Raw genomic sequence first — 16819 nt, forward strand, 5'->3', positions numbered from 1 at the left:
GACACACACTCCATTCCGCGCCGCAGTCGATCCAACCGGCTTGATGCCGGTGTTTGGCCATGTATGGCGATTCACCTCTTGGATGAGATTTTTCTCCTCAACGAAACAGGAGAGAATTATGGAGTACATCAGAAAAAGTACGCTACGCAACCTGGGCACTTCTTCGCTCGTTATCGGGCTCGCTGCAACTTGCAGCGCCCTCATGTTTTCTCATGGCGCGTACGCCGCGACCATCAATGTGCCCGGTGACCATCCGACCGTTCAGGCCGCGATCGATGCGGCCATGAGTGGCGACACCGTCGTGGTCGCTGCCGGTACGTTCACCGAAAACCTTGTCATTGACGTGCCGATAACCTTGCAGGGGGCGCAGGCCGGCGTGGACGGTTGCGCGGCCCGGGGAGCCGGTGAATCAATCATCGATAGCACTGGCTCGCAACTGGAGCTCAAGTCCGGGTCCGCGGGTGCCGTGATAGACGGGTTTACGTTCTCAGGGGGTGGGAACGCGATCCTGTCGAGCGGCGGCCCCATCGATAACGTCCAGATTCGCAATAATCGCATCCTGGCATTCACCGGTTCGGGCATCTTTCTGAACGACAGCGGAAACGACATCACCGTTCACCAGAATCTGGTTGACGGCGCGTCTTCAGCGGGCGGCGGTATTGTCCATCTCGACCAGGACAATTTTGATGGTTTCCACCTGACCGACAACTGCATCGTGAACGCAGGTAATGGGACAGGCTTTTTCGTGGACGGCACCCGAAACATCGGTGTCAGTGGAGCGAGGTCTCCGGCAATAGTCGGGAACCTGTTTGACAGTAATGCGGTGGGCGCCAATATCGGGAGGCTCGCGATCGAGTTTGCATCTATTTCGCAAAACACGTTCTCGAACAACGCCTACGATGGGCTGCAGGGCGGACCAGCCGACAGCACGATCTCCGAAAATTCCTTCACAAGCAACGGCAGGTCCGGGCTGGCTTTAACGGGTTTTGGAGGCGGTGGCGACCCGGCAAGGGGCGCTCAGGATAATTCGATTATTCAAAACTGCTTCACTGACAATGTCTCAGAAGGCATCTTCTTCAGCTCGAGCCAATCCGCTGGGACGATCAGTACCAACATCGTCAATGGCAATAACATCACCGGGAATACCACGGGCGTATTCTATGGTGGCACCGAGACCATTGATGCCACCGGCAACTGGTGGGGAGATGCCAGTGGTCCCGGCGGTGATGGACCCGGCAGCGGAGACACTGTCGATGGGATGTCCGGCGCCGGCTCGATCGACTTCAGTGGCTTTCTGGCCGTATTTGCCGAGAACACACCGTGCACCCCAGCGTCGCCGACATTCACTGGCGTGGGTTTCGAGGCGCCGATGGATAATGGCCCTGTCTCGGTGAAGAAAAACCGCGTGCTGCCGCTGAAGTGCCTGATACTTGACGATCAGGGCAGTCCGGTGACCGATATCGTGGCCGCTCCGGTGTTGCAGGTTGTCTTCACCCCGGTGGTGGGCCCTGCCGTTGATGTAACGGGCGATGCGTTGACGGCCGGTAAGGGTTCGGAGGGTAACGAGTTCGAACTCGCCGGTTCCAACTGGCAATTCAATCTCAAGACCAAGAACTTCACGGCATCAGGTACCTACGAGGTGTCGGCAGTGTCGGGCGATGCCAATGAATACATTATCGACCCAGGCTGTCACGGTTCTTTCGTGATTAACTGACCGCCGTCGGATCAACGGGAGTAGAAAAGGGCCGGGGAGTGATCCTCGGCCCTTCCTCCATTCAGCCGCACCCGGTGCCGGATCGGGCCAGACCGAAAGGGTACACCCTGTCAGCGCCCTGCGATCCGGACCCGCCTGGAATAACCCGGTTCCGGTTCCTATACTGAAATGAGGCGATAGTCTCCAGGGACGGAACAGCAGGCCGGGACGGTCCCGGCCGTAACAATTCGGGTTCCGGTTGTTATTCGCGTAGCAGAAGCGAAATGCCTGGAGGGGTTGGCCATGAAGCGATTCGCAATCGTAGTCGGCATGATGGTCATCGTGACAGGGGGTTTGTTCAGCAGTCCGGCCCATGCCGTGGATGTACTGACCTCCGGCGAGGACACGTTTCTGGTCATCGATGTCGATGGGGACGGGCCCGACGAGGAGCAGGACTGCCGCTTTCTCGTCGAGCTGTCGGGATCCCGTTACACGGCCACCCCGGTCCAGTCGCCGGTCACCCTGCGTGCCTGCACCGGCAACCTGATGCTCGACCTGGCAGCCGAAGGCCAGGACAGCAGCAGCGACTGGGCGGAATTGAATATGAGCGCGTCCGGAGTGCAGGCCGCGCAGGGCGATCCCGGATTTCCCACTCTGAGCGGCATACTCGGCAGCAGCTATGAAGTCGAGATCATCGACGAATCCGGCAGTCCGGACGGACGGCCGTTCGATGTCAACTGGATCCGCTTCGAAGACCCGCCGGGCGGCGATAACGTCAAGTCCGAAATGTTCATCTGCGAGAACGGTGGGCCGGTACTCGCGATGGAAGTGCTCGACGACTTGCTGACCGTTCACCTGCCCTTCGTTCCCTGGCCGACGGCGAATTCACCCACACATTATTCGATCAAGAGCGTACCCTGGGAGCGGGCCGATCCCAACCTGGGCACCTTCGTCAATCACGATGTGTATCTGCCCGTGAACGCCGGGCATTTCACCGTGGCCAATGAAAATTCGTCAGGCAATCCGTTCATCGATATTGACATGAACAGTCTTACTTCCTGTTCGAGCCTGACCAACCTGGACCCGCCGGCATTCCAGATCAATTCCGCGATCAGCGATTCGTGGTATCTGCCCACCACCGCCGGGCAGGGATTTTTCATCATCGTGTGGGAAGATCGCAAAACCGTTTTCATGGGATGGTATACCTACGACACCGAACGGCCGCCCGAGGACGCCACGGCCGTGGTGGGCGAGCCGGGGCATCGCTGGCTGGTGGCCGTGGGGCCGTATGACGGCGATACGGCAACCCTCGATGTCTTCAACGCCAGCGGCATGGTCTTCGATTCGACCACGCCCCCGGTCATGGAAGACCAACTCGAGGGCGCCAGCATCGTGATTCGCTGGTCGAATTGCCGGCAGGCCACACTGATTTACAACATTCCCACTCTCGGGCTGATGGGCGAGATTCACATCGAACGAATCGTCGACGACAACGTGCCGGCCTGCGAGGCTCAGCAGGAATCCTAGACCTGTCGGAGCATGTGGCGAGCAGGAGGGAGCAAGAACCGTTGTCCCTTTACCGATAATCCGCGCAAGCGCTGGATGGATCCCGGCTTTCGCCGGGATGACGGTTGTTTGATGTTCAGTATGGGTCCCGGCTTTCGCCGGGATGACGGCACGGTTGAATCGGGAATTTTGGGGTCAGGGTAAAGGGTCAGAGTAAAGGGACAAGGTAAAGGGTCAGGTTAAGCCGTCATCCCGGACTTGATCCGGGATCCACCGGTGCTGGAACAATGGATCCCGGCTTTCGCCGGGATGACGGTTGTTTGATATTCAGTATGGATCCCGGCTTTCGCCGGGATGACGGTTGTTTAATGTTCAGAGCGATTTGGGTCAGGCCCTCGTGGCGGGGTTGAGTGGTTCTGTGATACACACGATCCCGTCCGGGGATCTGCGTCCTTTCCGCACTGCAACCGATTAACCAGTTTCACTGCGGATTGATGCGGCGTGTTTCGAGATCAAAGCAGGATTTCATGGGAACAGCAGAGGGTTTCAGAGAATTCCGGAACCGGCCGCATCCGATGAATGACTGGTTTAGAATCACCCTGTGAACGTATCCCGGAGTTCAATGAAGGCCGTAACGGCATCGCCGCATCAACCGACTGAATGGGTGTCGCCGCGGCAAGCGGCCGTAACGGCATCGCCGCATCAACCGGCCGAAACGGCATCGCCGCAGCAAGTGGCCGAAACGGCACCACCACCGCAACCGGCCGAAACGACGTCGCCGCGGCAACCGACCGCTTCGGACCTGATGATGCTTAAAGCTTTCGTGGACGCATTTTCCACCCTGACGCTGGCGACCACCGGTCCCGACGGTCCATGGGCGGCGGCGCTCTTCTTTGCGCGCGACGAAGCGCTCAATCTCTATTTCATTTCCAGTCCGAAATCGCGGCATGTCCGTAATCTTGGGGCCGACCGGCGGGTGTGCGTGACGGTCAATGGTGACCACGATGACTGGTTCGATATTCGTGGACTGCAGATCGATGGCGTCGCAGAATACATAGCACCCGCGCAGCGGGACGAGGTTGCGGAATACTATCTGTCCCGGTTCTCTGACCTTCGCCGGATTGTGAGCGAACCCGGGACGGCCGCGGAGCACAAAATCGCGGCCGCTTTCCAGGCCAGTGAATTCATCCGGGTCCGGCCGCAATTCATCCGCCTGATCGACAACACCCGCGGATTCGGGACATCTATTGAATTCGTGCTCGAAGCGGGTAGCGGTGATTCCAAGGGCCATGAGCCGGCGCATCCGGCTGGGCCGGAATCCTGACGTGAGCGTGGCATGAGCGCCGACCAGACGGACCTCAAGCGCTGGACCCGGATCAGTCTGCGGACCCTTCACCTGATCGCCGTCGCCGGCGTGGGGGGTGGCATCCTGTTCGGGCTGGCGGAAGACCTGTGGCGGGGCTACTGGTGGCTGGCGCTGACTTCGGGCGGGCTGATGATGCTGATGGACCTGGTCTCGAGTCCGGTCTGGCTGGTCCAGGTCCGCGGTGTGGCCATCGTGACCAAACTTTTCCTGTTGGTGCTGCTCGGACTCTTTCCGCAGTGGGGCCGCATCCTGTTGGTGACCGTGATCGTCATATCCGGCGCCATCTCACACGCGCCCGGCAAGGTTCGCTACTACTCCCTGCTTCATCGCCGCGTCATCAACTAGAACGTCACTGGCGGAATCCGGTTGCGTTACCTTTCGGTTTCACTCCGGCACGTGTGGCGGATCCATGTCGAACCGGGCCTCGTTGGCGGAATCCGGGGTCGCCTCCAGCCACTTCTCGAGCAAGTCCATGTGTCCTTTTTCTTCTTCGGCAAACTCGGCCGCGAGATCACGTACTTCCGGGTCGGGACTGTTCTGGCTGATCAGGTGATAGAAGTCATAGGCGCGGCGTTCGTTCTTCATCGCCAGACGCAGCGCATGTCGCGTGGTCATCAGGTAGTGGGCACCATCGATGCCGCCTGCCTCCGGGCTGCTTTGTTCCCCCCAGTCAAACTCCCAGGGCGCGAACCTCGGTAGTTCTTGACCTTGCGCATGCTCCCGAACCTCCTGGGCATGCAGGCGGCTGTAGTGCGCCAGCTTGCGAAAAACGGCCGCGACTTCCGTGTTGTGATGCACGTCCATCATGTCGGCCAGTTCGTCGTGCTGCTCGGCGGCTTCCTCTTCCAGCGCGACCGAGTGCGCCAGGAAGATGGCGAGGTTTTCCGTGGGCCCGGGTTTGCTCATAGCCTGAACTCGCGCTCGATCGCATCGAGGTCGCCGTGCTCCGCCCGGCCGGGTTGAAAGACGGGATAGTTCGTCTTGAATATGACGCCGGTACTCATGCCGTCGTCGGCATGAATGCGTTGCGACGCGGTGGCCAGGTCGTCAGTTGGCCCTTCCTCGAATTCCCGTACCTGGTGTTTCCAATCCATCTGTTCCGGGCGAAACGTCGGGCACGGACTCAGTGCCTGCACAAATGAGAATCCCCGGTGTTCGATGGCCTCGACCAGTATTTTCGCCAGCCCGTTGGGATTCCCGGTAAAGCCCCTGGCAATAAACGATGCGCCGGCGGTCAACGCCATGGCAGCCGGTTGAAAAGGCCGCAGGCCCGTGCCGTGAGGCGTCAGTTTGCTGTCGAGCCAGTCCGGCGCGGTGGTCGGTGAAGCCTGGCCCTTGGTCATGCCGTAGACCTCGTTGTCCATGATGATGTAAGTCATGTTCATGTTGCGGCGGCAGGCGTGAATAAAGTGATTGCCACCGATCGACAGACCGTCCCCGTCGCCGCCGGCGACCAGCACCGTGAGATCTGTACGCGCGGCTTTCAGGCCCGCTGCCAGCGCCAGCGCCCGGCCGTGCACACCGTGAAAACCGTACACGCTCGTATAGGCCGCGATGCGCGAAGAGCATCCGATGCCGCTGATCAGGGCTACCGACTCCCGCGGAAGTTGCAGGTGGGCCAGTGCCTTGGTGATGGCGCTGAGCACGGCGAAATCGCCGCAGCCCGGGCACCAGACCGGCTTGATTTTGGATTTGTAGTCCTTTGGCACGACCGGGACCGATGTTTTCACCTGGTCCATGTTCACTCCCACCCCGTGAGGGATTCGACGATCTCGCCCGGCGTGATCGGCAACGGCCCGGGTCGCGCCAGCGTACGGGTTTCCGGAGCGATTTCATAATAGGCCCGCAGATAATGTTCGAACTGACGGCCGTGACTCTGCTCCACGATCAGCACGCGCCGCGCACCCTCGAGTGCTTCGGCCAGCCGTTCCGGCCGAGCGGGCAGTAGCAGCCTCAGCGCGATCACCCGCACCGGATGCCCGGCGGTTTCCAGCCGCCTGACCGCTTCGCGGGCAGCCGCTGTCGTAGAGCCCCAGGTGAGGATGACCGTGTCACCCGTCCCGCGGCTGTCGGCCCACAAATCTCCGTATTCGAACGAAGCGATTTTTCGCGCCCGCTTGTCGAGTTGCTGCGCGTGGTCCGCCGCGGCGGCGGACGGCTTGGCGAACGACGTGTGTTCCAGCCCGTCCGCCACATAAGTGGACATGGGGGTACCCGGAATCGCCATCGGGGAGACGCCGCTGTCCGTCAGTGCGTATCGCTCGTAGTCCGGGTCCGGCCCCGAGGTGCATCGCGGGGGGATATCCGGCAGGCGGTATTCCGGCTTCGGGATCAGTACCGTCGACTGGGCCAGCAGTTGATCGCTCAATACGATGGTCAAGGTCTGGAGTGCCTCGGAAAGCCGCACCGCCCATTCCGTGGCCTGGATGCAGTCGGCATGATCGAGCGGGGCGATCACCATGTGGGGCGCATCTCCGTGCAGGCCGTGCAAAGCCATGTTCAGATCCGTCTGTTCCGACTTGGTCGGAATGCCGGTGGAGGGCCCGCCGCGCATCACGTTTATCACCACCGCCGGTGTCTCCGAAGCCACCGCCAGACCCATCCCTTCGAGCATCAGCGCCATGCCCGGTCCCGAAGTGGCGGTCATGGCCGGCACGCCGCCAAACGAAGCGCCGAGCACCATGTTGATGGAAGCCAGTTCATCCTCGGCCTGCAGCAGGCTGCCGTTCAGTTGATCCAGCCGGGGCGACAGCCACTCCAACAGGTCGCTGGCGGGCGTGATGGGATACGCGGCGACGAAACGAATGCCGCCGCGCAGGGCACCCAGGCCACAACCTTCGTTGCCATGGAAATGCCACCGTTCTCCGTTCAATGGTGGCAAATCGGAATTCCGCGGTGCGCCGGGTTGTTCCGTTGACGCTTCCTGCCGCGCGGAAGACGCAAGAGGTTGGGCGAAGCCCTGCTCAAACGCGAGCCTGGATCCGCTGGCGATCTCCGCGTCCCGGGATTCGAACAATTCGGTGATCAGTGTGCCGGCTTCATCCGGCCCGAAACCCAGCCACCGGGTCAGCAAACCCAGCGCCACCATGTTGGGCCGGCCGGCGGCGATATCACGCGCCAGGTCGCCCAACGGCACCGCAATGATCTGGCCACCCATGTCCAGCACAGGTTGCGGAACGGCGCCCGCCGCCGGATCGGCGATGATGATACTGTCCGGGCGCAGCGTGATCTCATCGGCGAATCGCTCAGCGTTGCGCCAATCCAGTGCCAGCAGCAGATCGAAGCTGTCGTTCATGCACGCGACCGGCTGGCTGCTGATGCGCAGCAGCGCCGCAGCCTCACCACCCCGGATCTGTGGTCCGAAGGAACGCCGCATCATGCCGAAGCACCCGTTCCTGCCGGCCACGCTCAGCAGCAATTCACCCGCAGTGATCGCCCCGGCGCCGCCAGAGCCCGTGACCGCAAGCGAAATATCGAAGTTGTCGGCGGCGTCCATGAACAATCCGTGTACGTTGCATCAAAACCCGCAAATATACGGTACTGAGCGAAATTGATGCATGACACCGGTCAATACCGGTCCCATCGTCAAACGTGGCGGCCGGTTTGCTCTCGGTTCAGGGCGTGTCGAGCCCGTCCACGGCCTTGCGGAGTTTCAAAAACAGCCAGGCCAGGCAGGCAATGGCGCCGACGGCTCCGATGGCCGCGACGATTTCACCGGCCGTTGTGAGCCGCAGGTATTGCAGAAACAGCCCCACGGGATACAGGCCGGCGAACAGTGCGAACGCGATACCGGCCCCGCGCGGTGCGCCGCCATCGCCGGAACGTGCCCGCTCGAACAGCGGTGTGAGCAGCCCGATCAGGATCACCAGGATGCCCATGTTGACCGCGTGGCCGTGGGTATCGGCGGCCCGCCGCTGGGCCACGCTGACGGCGGTGATTTCCGCCTCGGTTTCCTGCCAGGAAGTCTCGTCGCCCGTTGCTGCGATTTCCTCGAACACCGGGCGGTAGGCATCGTGCGCGACCAGCCGCGCCTGGTGGCCGTAGGACAGGCTGTGTACCAGGGCGAATACGAAGCCGAGCAGGATCAGTACCAGCCCGGCCAGAACCATGCGTTGCGTCCAGGCGGTCATGAAGATTCACTCCTTTGTGAGGCGTCCACGGCGCCGCCGTGCCGGATCATCCCGAACAGCATCGCGGTGAGGCTGACCAGGGCGATACTCCCGAACAGATCCGAGAAGGCCGCTGCACGCAGTCCGTATTTTGTTGCCAGGAACACGCACACCGGCAGCGCGAACGCGCCGATTGCGAACCCCCGGGCCCAGCGTAACCGCCAGGGGTCGGACAGCATCACGAACCGCTGGACGAAGGCCAGCAGCAGCATCAGGAAACCGAATTCGACGGCATGGGAATGCGCCGCCGCGGTGATGGCGATCTTGGACTGCATGCGTTTGAACATCTGGATCTGTTCGCCCGCCAACCCGACATCGCCGGATGCCGTGGCCGTCGCCGCGCCTTGTACGGCGGCGTATACGCCCGGTTCATCGGCGCTGACCAGTTCCCATGCGTAGTAAAGGCCGAAGACCATCCCAAGCAGCACCAGGAGCAGGCCGCCCTTGACCAGGAATCGGCTGGCGGGCGAACTCAACTGTTCGGCCAGAAACTCCGCGGCTGGCTCCCGCGAGGCGAACCAGCCACTCAAGCCCCACAGCGTCGCCGCGACGGCGCCGATCGCCAGCAAGCCGCCGAGGTCGGCAACATACAGGAACGCCGGTCCGGCATAGTAGCTGACGTAGGTCCCCGCCACCTGCAATCCGGCACCGGTCAGGTAGGCCAGCCCGATGCGGAAGCGCGCGGCGGATTCCTGGGCGAGTTTTGGCTGCAGCAGCGCGAGCACCAGCGCGAGCAGTCCGAACGCGGCGAGGTGAGAGTGGGCATGCATGGTCCGGCCGCGTTTTTCCGCCAGATCCTCGATGACGGCGAAATGCTGCGACATTTGCGCGGGGTCGGTGTTGACGGCCTCGACCACACCCAGCCAGTTCTGCCCGATGATGCCGTTCGCGACGTGCGAAATGTAGATCGCATAGATTTCACCGACCAGCATCCCGAGTGCGACCAGCCCGACGCCGCCGAGGGCCAGCAGGCGGCCCGACCCGAGTGCGCGAAATGCGGTTGCGTCGTGCATGTCAGTTCTCCTTCGCCTGTTCCGCGTATACCTGTGCGACGGCGGCGGCGATCCAGTGCGGCTCGCCCCAGTCCGGGTAGCGCGCGACCATGCGCTCCGTCATAAGCTGTTGCGCCTGTTCCAGCGGGACATCCTGGCGGCTCAACTCGCTGCTTTGTTTCTGCACCGCGAGCAGGTATTCCCGGACCCGGGAAATCAGTTCCGGCCCGCCCGGCTCGCCGTGGTCCGGAACGATGTACTCGGCGCCGAGCCGCTCCAGGCCATCGAGGCTTTCGAGCCACCCGGCGATGCCGGAATCCGCGTCGGCCAGAATCGGGAACAGGTGGTTCGGAGTGAGGCCTCCGGCGAATGCGACTTTCTGTTCCGGCAGAAACACCACCGTGTCACCCATGGTGTGGGCAGCCCGGCCGAAGTGGTGCAGTTCAACCGGCATTCCGCCCAGGTTGAAATTCGCCTTGCGCTCGAAGGTGACGTCGGGTTGCACCAGGCGGACCGGTTCCAGCAGCGCCCGGACATCATCGCCAAACAGTTCGACGAACCATTCCTGGTAATGCTCGCCCTTGTTCTGGATTTCCTGGTGTTGACGCTCGGAATAGATCAGCACGGTTTCCGGTGGGAACGACTGCGCGCCGAAGTTGTGCTCGGGGTGAAAATGCGTGGATACCAGGAACGTGATTGGCAGATCACTGATTTCGCGCACCTCCGACAGCACGATTTCCGCATTGGCCGGGCCCATGCCCGTGTCGATGACGAGAATGCCCTCCGAGCCCACCACGATCCCCACGTTGGGAACCAGCATGACCCCGCCGTCGGGCAGCAGATAGACATCCTCCGCGATCGGCCGCGTTGATCCCGGTTGCAGCATCGGTGTTGCGGCCAGCAGCGGTGCGGCAAACATCACACTGATCATCAGCGCGCAACGCCCAACCAGGCCGGTCCGACAGCGGGATGGCTTGCGCGTAGGGCTGAGCGTGGAAATCAAAAGGTGCAAAGTCATCTGAATTTTTTTCCTGGAAGGTGGCAAATCGGCCCGGAAACCCGAGGCTGAATCAAAACCGAATATAATTTATTATACGTTGGAGAGGGGGCGAGTCAAGCTGTCGAACCGGGGTGCAAACGGGCGCCAATCAAGCAAATTCCCATCCTTGTACGGGAGGTTGTATTTTCGTGAACGAGCGGCTATTCTCAATAAAAAATGCTGTTCATTATTGGGAGTTCGGCACTTAAATCCGCCGGGGCTCGCCATGACGGAGCCCCTCAGATCACCAGGCAGCAGCCCCACCCGGGTGGTGGCATTGTCCTGGGCATCACGCCAGCGTGCGGAACACCACCGCCGCGATTAGCCAATCGGAGTCAGTAACATCATGGTATTAACGAGATTCAATCATCCGGTTCCCGAAGCACTGCAGCATGTGCGCAGTTCACATGCGCACAAGCCACGGTACGGGCGGACCGCTATCGCCCTGCTGCTGCTCGTCTTTTTCGTCTGGGCTCTGCCTCAGGGCGCGCGCGCGCATCATTCGGTTTCGCAGTTCGACCAGTCGAAAGAGGTCGTGCTGACGGGAGTCGTCGCCTCCCTCGAATGGGCCAACCCGCATGTCTGGATTCGAGTCAACGTCACCGGTGAAGACGGCGAAGAAGTCGAGTGGGGCGTCGAAGCCAGTAATCCGCTCGACCTGAGCCGCAAAGGCTGGTCGAAAAAGACCTTCCAGGCCGGCGACGAGGTGGCCATCACCATTTATCCGGCACGCAACGGAAAGCCCTTCGGGGCGTTCGTCAAGGCCGAAATGCCCGATGGCAAAACACTCGAAGGACCCTGAACCGGAGGATTGCACCGATATGCATATGAATGGACAGCAGTCTGGCCTGGCGCGCCACGTCAAAAGGGCCGCGCTTGGCGCGGCGTTTCTGATGGCGGGCGCTCTGGGTACCGCACCGGGCATGGCCACCGCGGACGAAGGCGGCAATTGTTGCCTGAAGAATCCAACGGCTGCACGGGCCAGCGCCCTGGTGGGCGTGTGGGAGCCGATGGAGAATCCGCGGAATCTGCCGCAAAAAGCACCGCCCAGGTTCACGCCCGCCGCGCAGAAAAGTGTCGACCACCAGATCGAGCTGCGCGATTCCGGCAAGATTACCTACGACTATTCGGCCATTTGCATTCCCCCTTCTTCCGCCACGATGACGACCCTGGGTCCGCAGGAACTTCTGGTGGACGAAAAAAAAATGACCTGGCTGATCGAAGCCGTCAGCGGCATGCGCTGGGTCTGGTTGGACGGCCGCGAACATCCGCCGCTCGATGAGTTGCGCTTCACGGCCAACGGCCACTCCGTCGGTCGCTGGGAGGACGATGTGTTCGTGATCGACTCGGTGGGCTTCATGGACAAGGCGATGGTGTACATGAACATGCTCGGGAACATTTCCATCTATCCCAGCCCGCAAATGCGCTTCATCGAGCGAATCCGGCTGATCGAGGACGGGCAGGCGATGGTCAGCGAGCGCACCCTCATCGATCCGGTGAACCTCGAGGAACCCTGGGTGACCACCGTGCGTTACGAGCGCCGCGACTGGGAAATCGGGGAAACCATCTGCATGGAAAACAACCAGGTTTTCTTCTACTTCGAGCCGGACGAACTTCCCAATCAACATTGAGCCCCGACTCGCATACAGGAGATGCACTACATGATCCGAAACATTCGAATTCCCCTCGCTATCGCTGCTTGCGCGGCCGCGGCACTCATCGCCGGCAGCGCCTGCGCGCAGTCTTCGTCCAAACCCGCGACCCTGGCGGACATCGTCGTTACCGGCGAGGCGGCGGAAAAGTCCTTTGAAAAACACCTGTTGCGCCTGGACATCGCCGAGCAGGTCGCACACGCCTGTTTCGACCATGCGCGCGAAAACGGCTTCACGGTCGCCCTGCACATCGTCGACCAGTTCGGTTACACCCTGTACGCCGGCCGCATGGACGGCGCCCAGGCCGACGCGGTGGAATCCTCGGCTCTGAAGGCGCGCACCGCGTTGTACTTCCGGGAACCGACACGGGTGTGGATGGGGCGCAGCATACAGACCCCGCTGATGGGCCAACTGGTCGGTCAGCTGAATCAGTTCCCGGTCACCGGTGGGCTCCCGATCATCGTCGAGAACCAGTTGGTCGGCGCCATTGGTGCCGGTGGCGCGAGTTCCGATCAGGACGAGGAGTGTGCCCGCACCGGTCTCATTAGCGTTTTGGGTGAGCAGCCATCACTGGCGAGTCCGGAGTGAGTTGAATCGCGGGTACCGCGGCAGCGGTACCCGCGAGTTTGCGCCGCTTCAGGCGAAGTTCTTACTCCGCCAGGCTGACCCACAGGCTGCGCACGAACCGCTCCGGTGAAACGTAGCCCTGGCCCCACTCCGCATCGAACGCCGCGGTCGGTCTGGCGGCAACGGCCGCTTCTTCGTCCAGCCCCCGGTCGACCAGTTTCTGTACCGCGTCGGCGGTGTTTTCCAGCATGGCGAGGTAGGATTCGAGCGTACCGGTGCCGGCATCCGGTACCGCTCCGTGTCCGGGGATGATCCGGGCGTTTTCGCCCGCCCGCGACAGAACCGCCCTCGCCGCCGCGATCACGCCCTTGACGTTACCGCCGTTGCCGGCGTCGATCCGTGGGTATCCGCTGGTCCAGAACGTATCGCCCATGTGAAACACGTCGTCCTCGACGAACTGGACGATGACGTCGCCGTCCGTATGGGCGTGTTCGACATGAAAGCCGCGGATGGTTTTGCCGTTCCAGTGGAAGGTCATCTCCGATGCAAACGTCACCACCGGTAACGCGCCCGCGGGAGCCGGCGCGGCGGAGTGCTCGAAGATGCGGACGAACTGCTCGGATTGCATCCGCGTTCGGGTGTTGTCGTGCGCGACGATGAGGGCCCCGGCGTCTGCGAAGTTCTCGTTGCCCCCGGTGTGATCGCCGTGCCAGTGCGTGTTGAGGACAAACTGAACGTCCCGCTCCGTGACCGCGGCAATGGCTGTGCGGATCTTGTCAGTCAGTGGCGCGAACTGATCGTCGATGACGAAGGCGCCGTCATCCCCGGTGGCGAGCCCGATGTTGCCACCCGACCCGATCAGCACGTACAGGCCGCTGCCCAGCGGAACCGTCTCGATCCGGACCTCTGAGAAGTCACGCTGGGCGAGTGCGGGAAGCGAACTCAATGCGGTGAAGATCGCGACGAGTGTGCGAATGGCGCGGGTGTTCATACGGGATTCTCCTGCGTTGACAACCGAATTATATTCATTTTATGATCCTAATGAATAATGTTCGTTATTGCTACTCACTCCAGCTGATTGCCGATGCCGCCCGCCCGGTTACTTTTCATTGGGGACACTCATGTACAGACAGGATGAGCCTTCCACATTCGCCGCCGGCCGCCGGGTTTTCTCCATGGTGCCGGCGTTCACATTGCTGTTCACGTTGCTGTTCGCGCTGCCACTGCCCGCCAACGAGGCCGGCGATGGTCCGCCGGAGTGGGCCGTGCCGCGTGCGGGGTCACCACCCCCCCACCCGACGGATCCTGCCAAGACGTTCACGGTTCCGGGCAGTGACCTCGCTCTCACCCAGGAACAAATCGACAATCCATTCAATGCCCCGGACTGGTTTCCGGACGAACATGCCCCGATGCCCGACATCGTCAAACACGGCCGGGAGCCCGGTGTATTCGCCTGCGCCATGTGTCATCTCGCTTCCGGGGCCGGTCACCCTCAATCGGCCCGGCTGGCGGGTCAGTCGGCCGACTACCTGATGCGGCAACTGCAGGCCTTCGGCAATGGTGACCGCAATTCCTACCTGGGCGACTTCATCGACAATCTGCATACCCTCGAAAGTGACCAGGACGCCCGCGAGGCCGCGCAATGGTTCGCGGCACTGACGCCGCAGCGTCACCAGCAGGTGATCGAGACCGACACGGTGCCCATGACGACCTTTTACGGCAATACGTTCATGCGCGTGGTCGACGAGGAGGCTGCCGGAAGTGAGCCGTTGGACGGCAGAATCATCGAGGTGCCCGAGGATTACCGCGCGGTCGAGAACCGCAGTCCGCGCGGCCACTTTCTGACTTACGTGCCCCCCGGCAGCCTCGAGCGCGGCCGCCAGATCGCCGAAGGCGGTTCCGGGCTTGCACCGTGTGCGAGTTGTCACGGCGCCGACTTGCGCGGTACCGCGCTGGGCCCGTCACTGGCCGGGTCGTTTCCGACCTACCTGATCCGGCAACTGTACGACTTCCGCAGCGGCAAGCGGCGAGGCATCGCCGATCAGACGGGTTACATGGGAACGAGCAGCAAAATGCTCAGCGAACAGGATATCGTGGATGTCGCTGCCTACCTGGGCAGCCTCGAGCCCTGACTCCGACTCGCCGCGCGGCTGCCGGTCGTTCGGTGAACTAGCTGTTGCTGTCGGCGACCGCGGTCAGTCCACGATACTCGCCGTACAGCAGCAGGTCCGCGAAGTGGTTGATCAGCAATTCGATGTTGCGCTTGCTGCTCTCCCGCTTGCCGACGTTGACCACGAACCCGTCGAACGCCATCCAGGACAGAAACGACAGCTTGGAGTCGGCCACCAGGAACTTGCGATCCGCCGGCAGGCATTCACCGATCAGTTCGTTGAGAAAGTCTTCACACCACTTGAGAATGTCGTGCGGCTTCTCGACGCTGTCCGGCGCCGTGATGATGGCTTCCATGAGATTCTTGGCGAACTGGTTGTCCTCGCGGGGCATGTCGCGCCACAGAGACAGGAAAATGAAGCGCAGCCGTTGCCGGGAATCGTCGATCTGGCGGGCATCTTCGGCCAGTTTCAGCATCCGCGCCTCGATCAACGGCGTCCACACGTCGTAGAAAAGGTGCAGTTTGGACGGGAAATAGACGTAGAGATTGGCCACCGCGGTTCCGGCATCGGAAGCGATGGCTTCCATGCGGCAACCCAGAAAACCGTTCTCGCGAAACAGGCGTGACGCGCTTTTGAGAATGGCGTTTCGTTTTTCTTTCTTTTTGACTTGGGCCAATGTGGCACCCCCTGGTTCGGCCGGGGACAGGCGCTGGATTGAGAGCGGGCTAAAGCCTACGCCCCAAGCTGCGACAAGGCAAACGCGACTGCGTGCCGGATTGATCTGGATCCTGGATGGGGCTGTGGCGGGCGTTAATCGAGGGTTCCCAGCTGTTTGCCCAGCAGCAGGTAGAAACCGCGTTCGGAAAGCGCGAGTTCCGCCCGGCAGGACTCCGGGTCGATGAAGGGATTGGACGGAGCGGAATCGAGCCGGGCGAATTTCTGTTCCATCTGGTGAATCGGTGCATGCGGCGCCAGGGGAACGTCGCACTGAAGGGAGCGCAGTTCGACGAACGCCTGGTGGAACTGGCGCTGAATTTCAGGGTCGGTCACGTCCATGCGCGGGGTCGCGGTCGCTCCGCCCAGAAACACCACGTGCAGGGTTTCCCCATCGTGGTCGACGGTCGTCGTCCACGTCGTGGTTCCCGGCGTATGGCCCGGCGTCAGGTGGGCCCGCAGGGTCACTCCGCCCAGGCTTACGCTGTCGCCATGCTCGATGACACGGTCGACGGCCGCGGCATTGCCGGGTACCTCCATGGCTTCGAGCAATGGCATATCCTGGCGCATGACGACCACTCGCGCTCCGGTCTGGTGCTTGGCCTGCGCGGTCGCGGACATGTGATCGGCGTGCGCATGGCTGCCGAGGATGATGGCCACGTCGGTCCATTCGTAACCCAGTTTTTCAACCGAGGCCCGCACCAGCGGCAGGGTCTCCGGGTCATTCGGGTTGATCAGAATGTGCCCGTCTCCGGTCGTGATCAAAAACGAGCCGAGATTGCGGGTGCCGACGTAGAAAATATCGCCGATGATGTGGTGCGCGGGCCAGGGTTGGAGCTGATGGTCGCGCGAAGGATTGGGATTGCGCTTCATCACGGCGTCGTCGGTCCAGCAGGGGTCGTTCTGCGCCATCCCGGCCGTAGCGGTCGAGAGCAGCAGCATGAAGGTCAGGGTCTGTAGGTGTCTCATGGATATCCCGTAAGTTGGTTCAGCTGGTGATGGTCGGGGCG

Annotated in this window: 17 protein-coding genes; 8 read left to right on the forward strand and 9 right to left on the reverse strand. The window is 61.8% G+C overall.

Annotated features, from left to right (window positions below):
• Positions 1 to 118 precede the first annotated feature (118 nt).
• The 4 genes from V3330_RS18785 to V3330_RS18800 all read left to right on the forward strand — a co-directional run bounded on the left by V3330_RS18785 (position 119) and on the right by V3330_RS18800 (position 4910).
• Positions 119 to 1714, forward strand: a complete 1596-nt coding sequence (locus tag V3330_RS18785; protein ID WP_354697000.1) for a right-handed parallel beta-helix repeat-containing protein — start codon at positions 119 to 121, stop codon at positions 1712 to 1714.
• A gap of 282 nt (positions 1715 to 1996) precedes the next feature.
• Positions 1997 to 3220 (forward strand): hypothetical protein, encoded by a 1224-nt coding sequence (locus V3330_RS18790; RefSeq protein WP_354697001.1) that lies wholly within the window; start codon positions 1997 to 1999, stop codon positions 3218 to 3220.
• 787 nt (positions 3221 to 4007) lie between these two features.
• Positions 4008 to 4523: a pyridoxamine 5'-phosphate oxidase family protein gene (locus V3330_RS18795; protein ID WP_354697002.1), complete on the forward strand. Its 516-nt coding sequence runs from the start codon at positions 4008 to 4010 to the stop codon at positions 4521 to 4523.
• Positions 4524 to 4535: 12 nt separating this feature from the next.
• Positions 4536 to 4910, forward strand: coding sequence for a hypothetical protein (locus V3330_RS18800; protein WP_354697003.1), 375 nt, complete (start codon positions 4536 to 4538; stop codon positions 4908 to 4910).
• 39 nt (positions 4911 to 4949) lie between these two features.
• Here the strand turns inward: V3330_RS18800 and V3330_RS18805 are convergent, their stop codons facing one another.
• The 6 genes from V3330_RS18805 to V3330_RS18830 all read right to left on the reverse strand — a co-directional run bounded on the left by V3330_RS18805 (position 4950) and on the right by V3330_RS18830 (position 10744).
• Positions 4950 to 5471, reverse strand: coding sequence for a ferritin-like domain-containing protein (locus V3330_RS18805; protein WP_354697004.1), 522 nt, complete (start codon positions 5469 to 5471; stop codon positions 4950 to 4952).
• Positions 5468 to 6304, reverse strand: coding sequence for a thiamine pyrophosphate-dependent enzyme (locus tag V3330_RS18810; protein ID WP_354697005.1), 837 nt, complete (start codon positions 6302 to 6304; stop codon positions 5468 to 5470). The genes V3330_RS18805 and V3330_RS18810 overlap by 4 nt, the downstream gene beginning before the upstream one ends.
• Before the next feature lie 2 nt (positions 6305 to 6306).
• Entirely contained in the window at positions 6307 to 8061 is a 1755-nt protein-coding gene (locus V3330_RS18815; protein WP_354697006.1) for a 2-oxoacid:acceptor oxidoreductase subunit alpha, read from the reverse strand.
• A 118-nt stretch (positions 8062 to 8179) separates the two neighbouring features.
• On the reverse strand, positions 8180 to 8695 hold the full coding sequence (locus V3330_RS18820) for a hypothetical protein (protein WP_354697007.1): 516 nt from the start codon (positions 8693 to 8695) through the stop codon (positions 8180 to 8182).
• Positions 8692 to 9747: a hypothetical protein gene (locus V3330_RS18825; RefSeq protein ID WP_354697008.1), complete on the reverse strand. Its 1056-nt coding sequence runs from the start codon at positions 9745 to 9747 to the stop codon at positions 8692 to 8694. Before V3330_RS18825 ends, V3330_RS18820 begins: the two co-directional genes overlap by 4 nt.
• A gap of 1 nt (position 9748) precedes the next feature.
• Positions 9749 to 10744 (reverse strand): MBL fold metallo-hydrolase, encoded by a 996-nt coding sequence (locus V3330_RS18830; RefSeq protein ID WP_354697009.1) that lies wholly within the window; start codon positions 10742 to 10744, stop codon positions 9749 to 9751.
• Between the two features lie 367 nt (positions 10745 to 11111).
• On the opposite strand from V3330_RS18830, the gene V3330_RS18835 reads away from it, so the two are divergent.
• Genes V3330_RS18835 through V3330_RS18845 form a run of 3 tightly spaced genes read left to right on the forward strand, consistent with a single transcriptional unit; the run spans position 11112 to position 13005 of the window.
• On the forward strand, positions 11112 to 11567 hold the full coding sequence (locus V3330_RS18835) for a DUF6152 family protein (protein ID WP_354697010.1): 456 nt from the start codon (positions 11112 to 11114) through the stop codon (positions 11565 to 11567).
• Positions 11568 to 11586: 19 nt separating this feature from the next.
• Positions 11587 to 12396 (forward strand): hypothetical protein, encoded by an 810-nt coding sequence (locus V3330_RS18840; protein WP_354697011.1) that lies wholly within the window; start codon positions 11587 to 11589, stop codon positions 12394 to 12396.
• 30 nt (positions 12397 to 12426) lie between these two features.
• Complete coding sequence (locus tag V3330_RS18845) at positions 12427 to 13005, forward strand: GlcG/HbpS family heme-binding protein (RefSeq protein WP_354697012.1); 579 nt, start codon at positions 12427 to 12429, stop codon at positions 13003 to 13005.
• A gap of 61 nt (positions 13006 to 13066) precedes the next feature.
• Here the strand turns inward: V3330_RS18845 and V3330_RS18850 are convergent, their stop codons facing one another.
• Positions 13067 to 13975 carry an MBL fold metallo-hydrolase gene (locus tag V3330_RS18850; RefSeq protein ID WP_354697013.1) on the reverse strand — a complete coding sequence of 303 codons (909 nt, stop codon included), beginning with the start codon at positions 13973 to 13975 and terminating at the stop codon, positions 13067 to 13069.
• Between the two features lie 130 nt (positions 13976 to 14105).
• Between V3330_RS18850 and V3330_RS18855 the strand changes: the two genes are divergently transcribed.
• Positions 14106 to 15116, forward strand: a complete 1011-nt coding sequence (locus V3330_RS18855) for a c-type cytochrome (RefSeq protein ID WP_354697014.1) — start codon at positions 14106 to 14108, stop codon at positions 15114 to 15116.
• A gap of 37 nt (positions 15117 to 15153) precedes the next feature.
• On the opposite strand, the gene V3330_RS18860 is transcribed toward V3330_RS18855, so the two are convergent.
• Together V3330_RS18860 and V3330_RS18865 are read right to left on the reverse strand one after the other, a co-directional pair.
• The gene (locus V3330_RS18860) at positions 15154 to 15771 is read right to left on the reverse strand and encodes a TetR/AcrR family transcriptional regulator (protein ID WP_354697015.1); all 618 of its coding nucleotides are present in this window, start codon (positions 15769 to 15771) and stop codon (positions 15154 to 15156) included.
• A gap of 134 nt (positions 15772 to 15905) precedes the next feature.
• A complete protein-coding gene (locus V3330_RS18865; protein ID WP_354697016.1) occupies positions 15906 to 16778 on the reverse strand; it encodes an MBL fold metallo-hydrolase in 873 nt (290 codons plus the stop codon).
• Positions 16779 to 16819 lie beyond the last annotated feature (41 nt).

The sequence above is a fragment of the Elongatibacter sediminis genome, from assembly GCF_037892215.1.
In the GTDB taxonomy this organism is placed as follows: Bacteria; Pseudomonadota; Gammaproteobacteria; order Xanthomonadales; family SZUA-36; genus Elongatibacter; species Elongatibacter sediminis.

What these genes read in the sequence shown, in the direction of transcription:
- V3330_RS18835 (WP_354697010.1), top strand. Translation starts at nt 11,112, where the DNA reads ATGGTATTAACGAGATTCAATCATCCGGTTCCCGAAGCACTGCAGCAT.
- V3330_RS18815 (WP_354697006.1), bottom strand. Translation starts at nt 8,061, where the DNA reads ATGGACGCCGCCGACAACTTCGATATTTCGCTTGCGGTCACGGGCTCT.
- V3330_RS18850 (WP_354697013.1), bottom strand. Translation starts at nt 13,975, where the DNA reads ATGAACACCCGCGCCATTCGCACACTCGTCGCGATCTTCACCGCATTG.
- V3330_RS18840 (WP_354697011.1), top strand. Translation starts at nt 11,587, where the DNA reads ATGCATATGAATGGACAGCAGTCTGGCCTGGCGCGCCACGTCAAAAGG.
- V3330_RS18845 (WP_354697012.1), top strand. Translation starts at nt 12,427, where the DNA reads ATGATCCGAAACATTCGAATTCCCCTCGCTATCGCTGCTTGCGCGGCC.
- V3330_RS18800 (WP_354697003.1), top strand. Translation starts at nt 4,536, where the DNA reads ATGAGCGCCGACCAGACGGACCTCAAGCGCTGGACCCGGATCAGTCTG.
- V3330_RS18855 (WP_354697014.1), top strand. Translation starts at nt 14,106, where the DNA reads ATGTACAGACAGGATGAGCCTTCCACATTCGCCGCCGGCCGCCGGGTT.
- V3330_RS18785 (WP_354697000.1), top strand. Translation starts at nt 119, where the DNA reads ATGGAGTACATCAGAAAAAGTACGCTACGCAACCTGGGCACTTCTTCG.
- V3330_RS18865 (WP_354697016.1), bottom strand. Translation starts at nt 16,778, where the DNA reads ATGAGACACCTACAGACCCTGACCTTCATGCTGCTGCTCTCGACCGCT.
- V3330_RS18795 (WP_354697002.1), top strand. Translation starts at nt 4,008, where the DNA reads ATGCTTAAAGCTTTCGTGGACGCATTTTCCACCCTGACGCTGGCGACC.
- V3330_RS18790 (WP_354697001.1), top strand. Translation starts at nt 1,997, where the DNA reads ATGAAGCGATTCGCAATCGTAGTCGGCATGATGGTCATCGTGACAGGG.
- V3330_RS18830 (WP_354697009.1), bottom strand. Translation starts at nt 10,744, where the DNA reads ATGACTTTGCACCTTTTGATTTCCACGCTCAGCCCTACGCGCAAGCCA.
- V3330_RS18820 (WP_354697007.1), bottom strand. Translation starts at nt 8,695, where the DNA reads ATGACCGCCTGGACGCAACGCATGGTTCTGGCCGGGCTGGTACTGATC.
- V3330_RS18805 (WP_354697004.1), bottom strand. Translation starts at nt 5,471, where the DNA reads ATGAGCAAACCCGGGCCCACGGAAAACCTCGCCATCTTCCTGGCGCAC.
- V3330_RS18825 (WP_354697008.1), bottom strand. Translation starts at nt 9,747, where the DNA reads ATGCACGACGCAACCGCATTTCGCGCACTCGGGTCGGGCCGCCTGCTG.
- V3330_RS18810 (WP_354697005.1), bottom strand. Translation starts at nt 6,304, where the DNA reads ATGGACCAGGTGAAAACATCGGTCCCGGTCGTGCCAAAGGACTACAAA.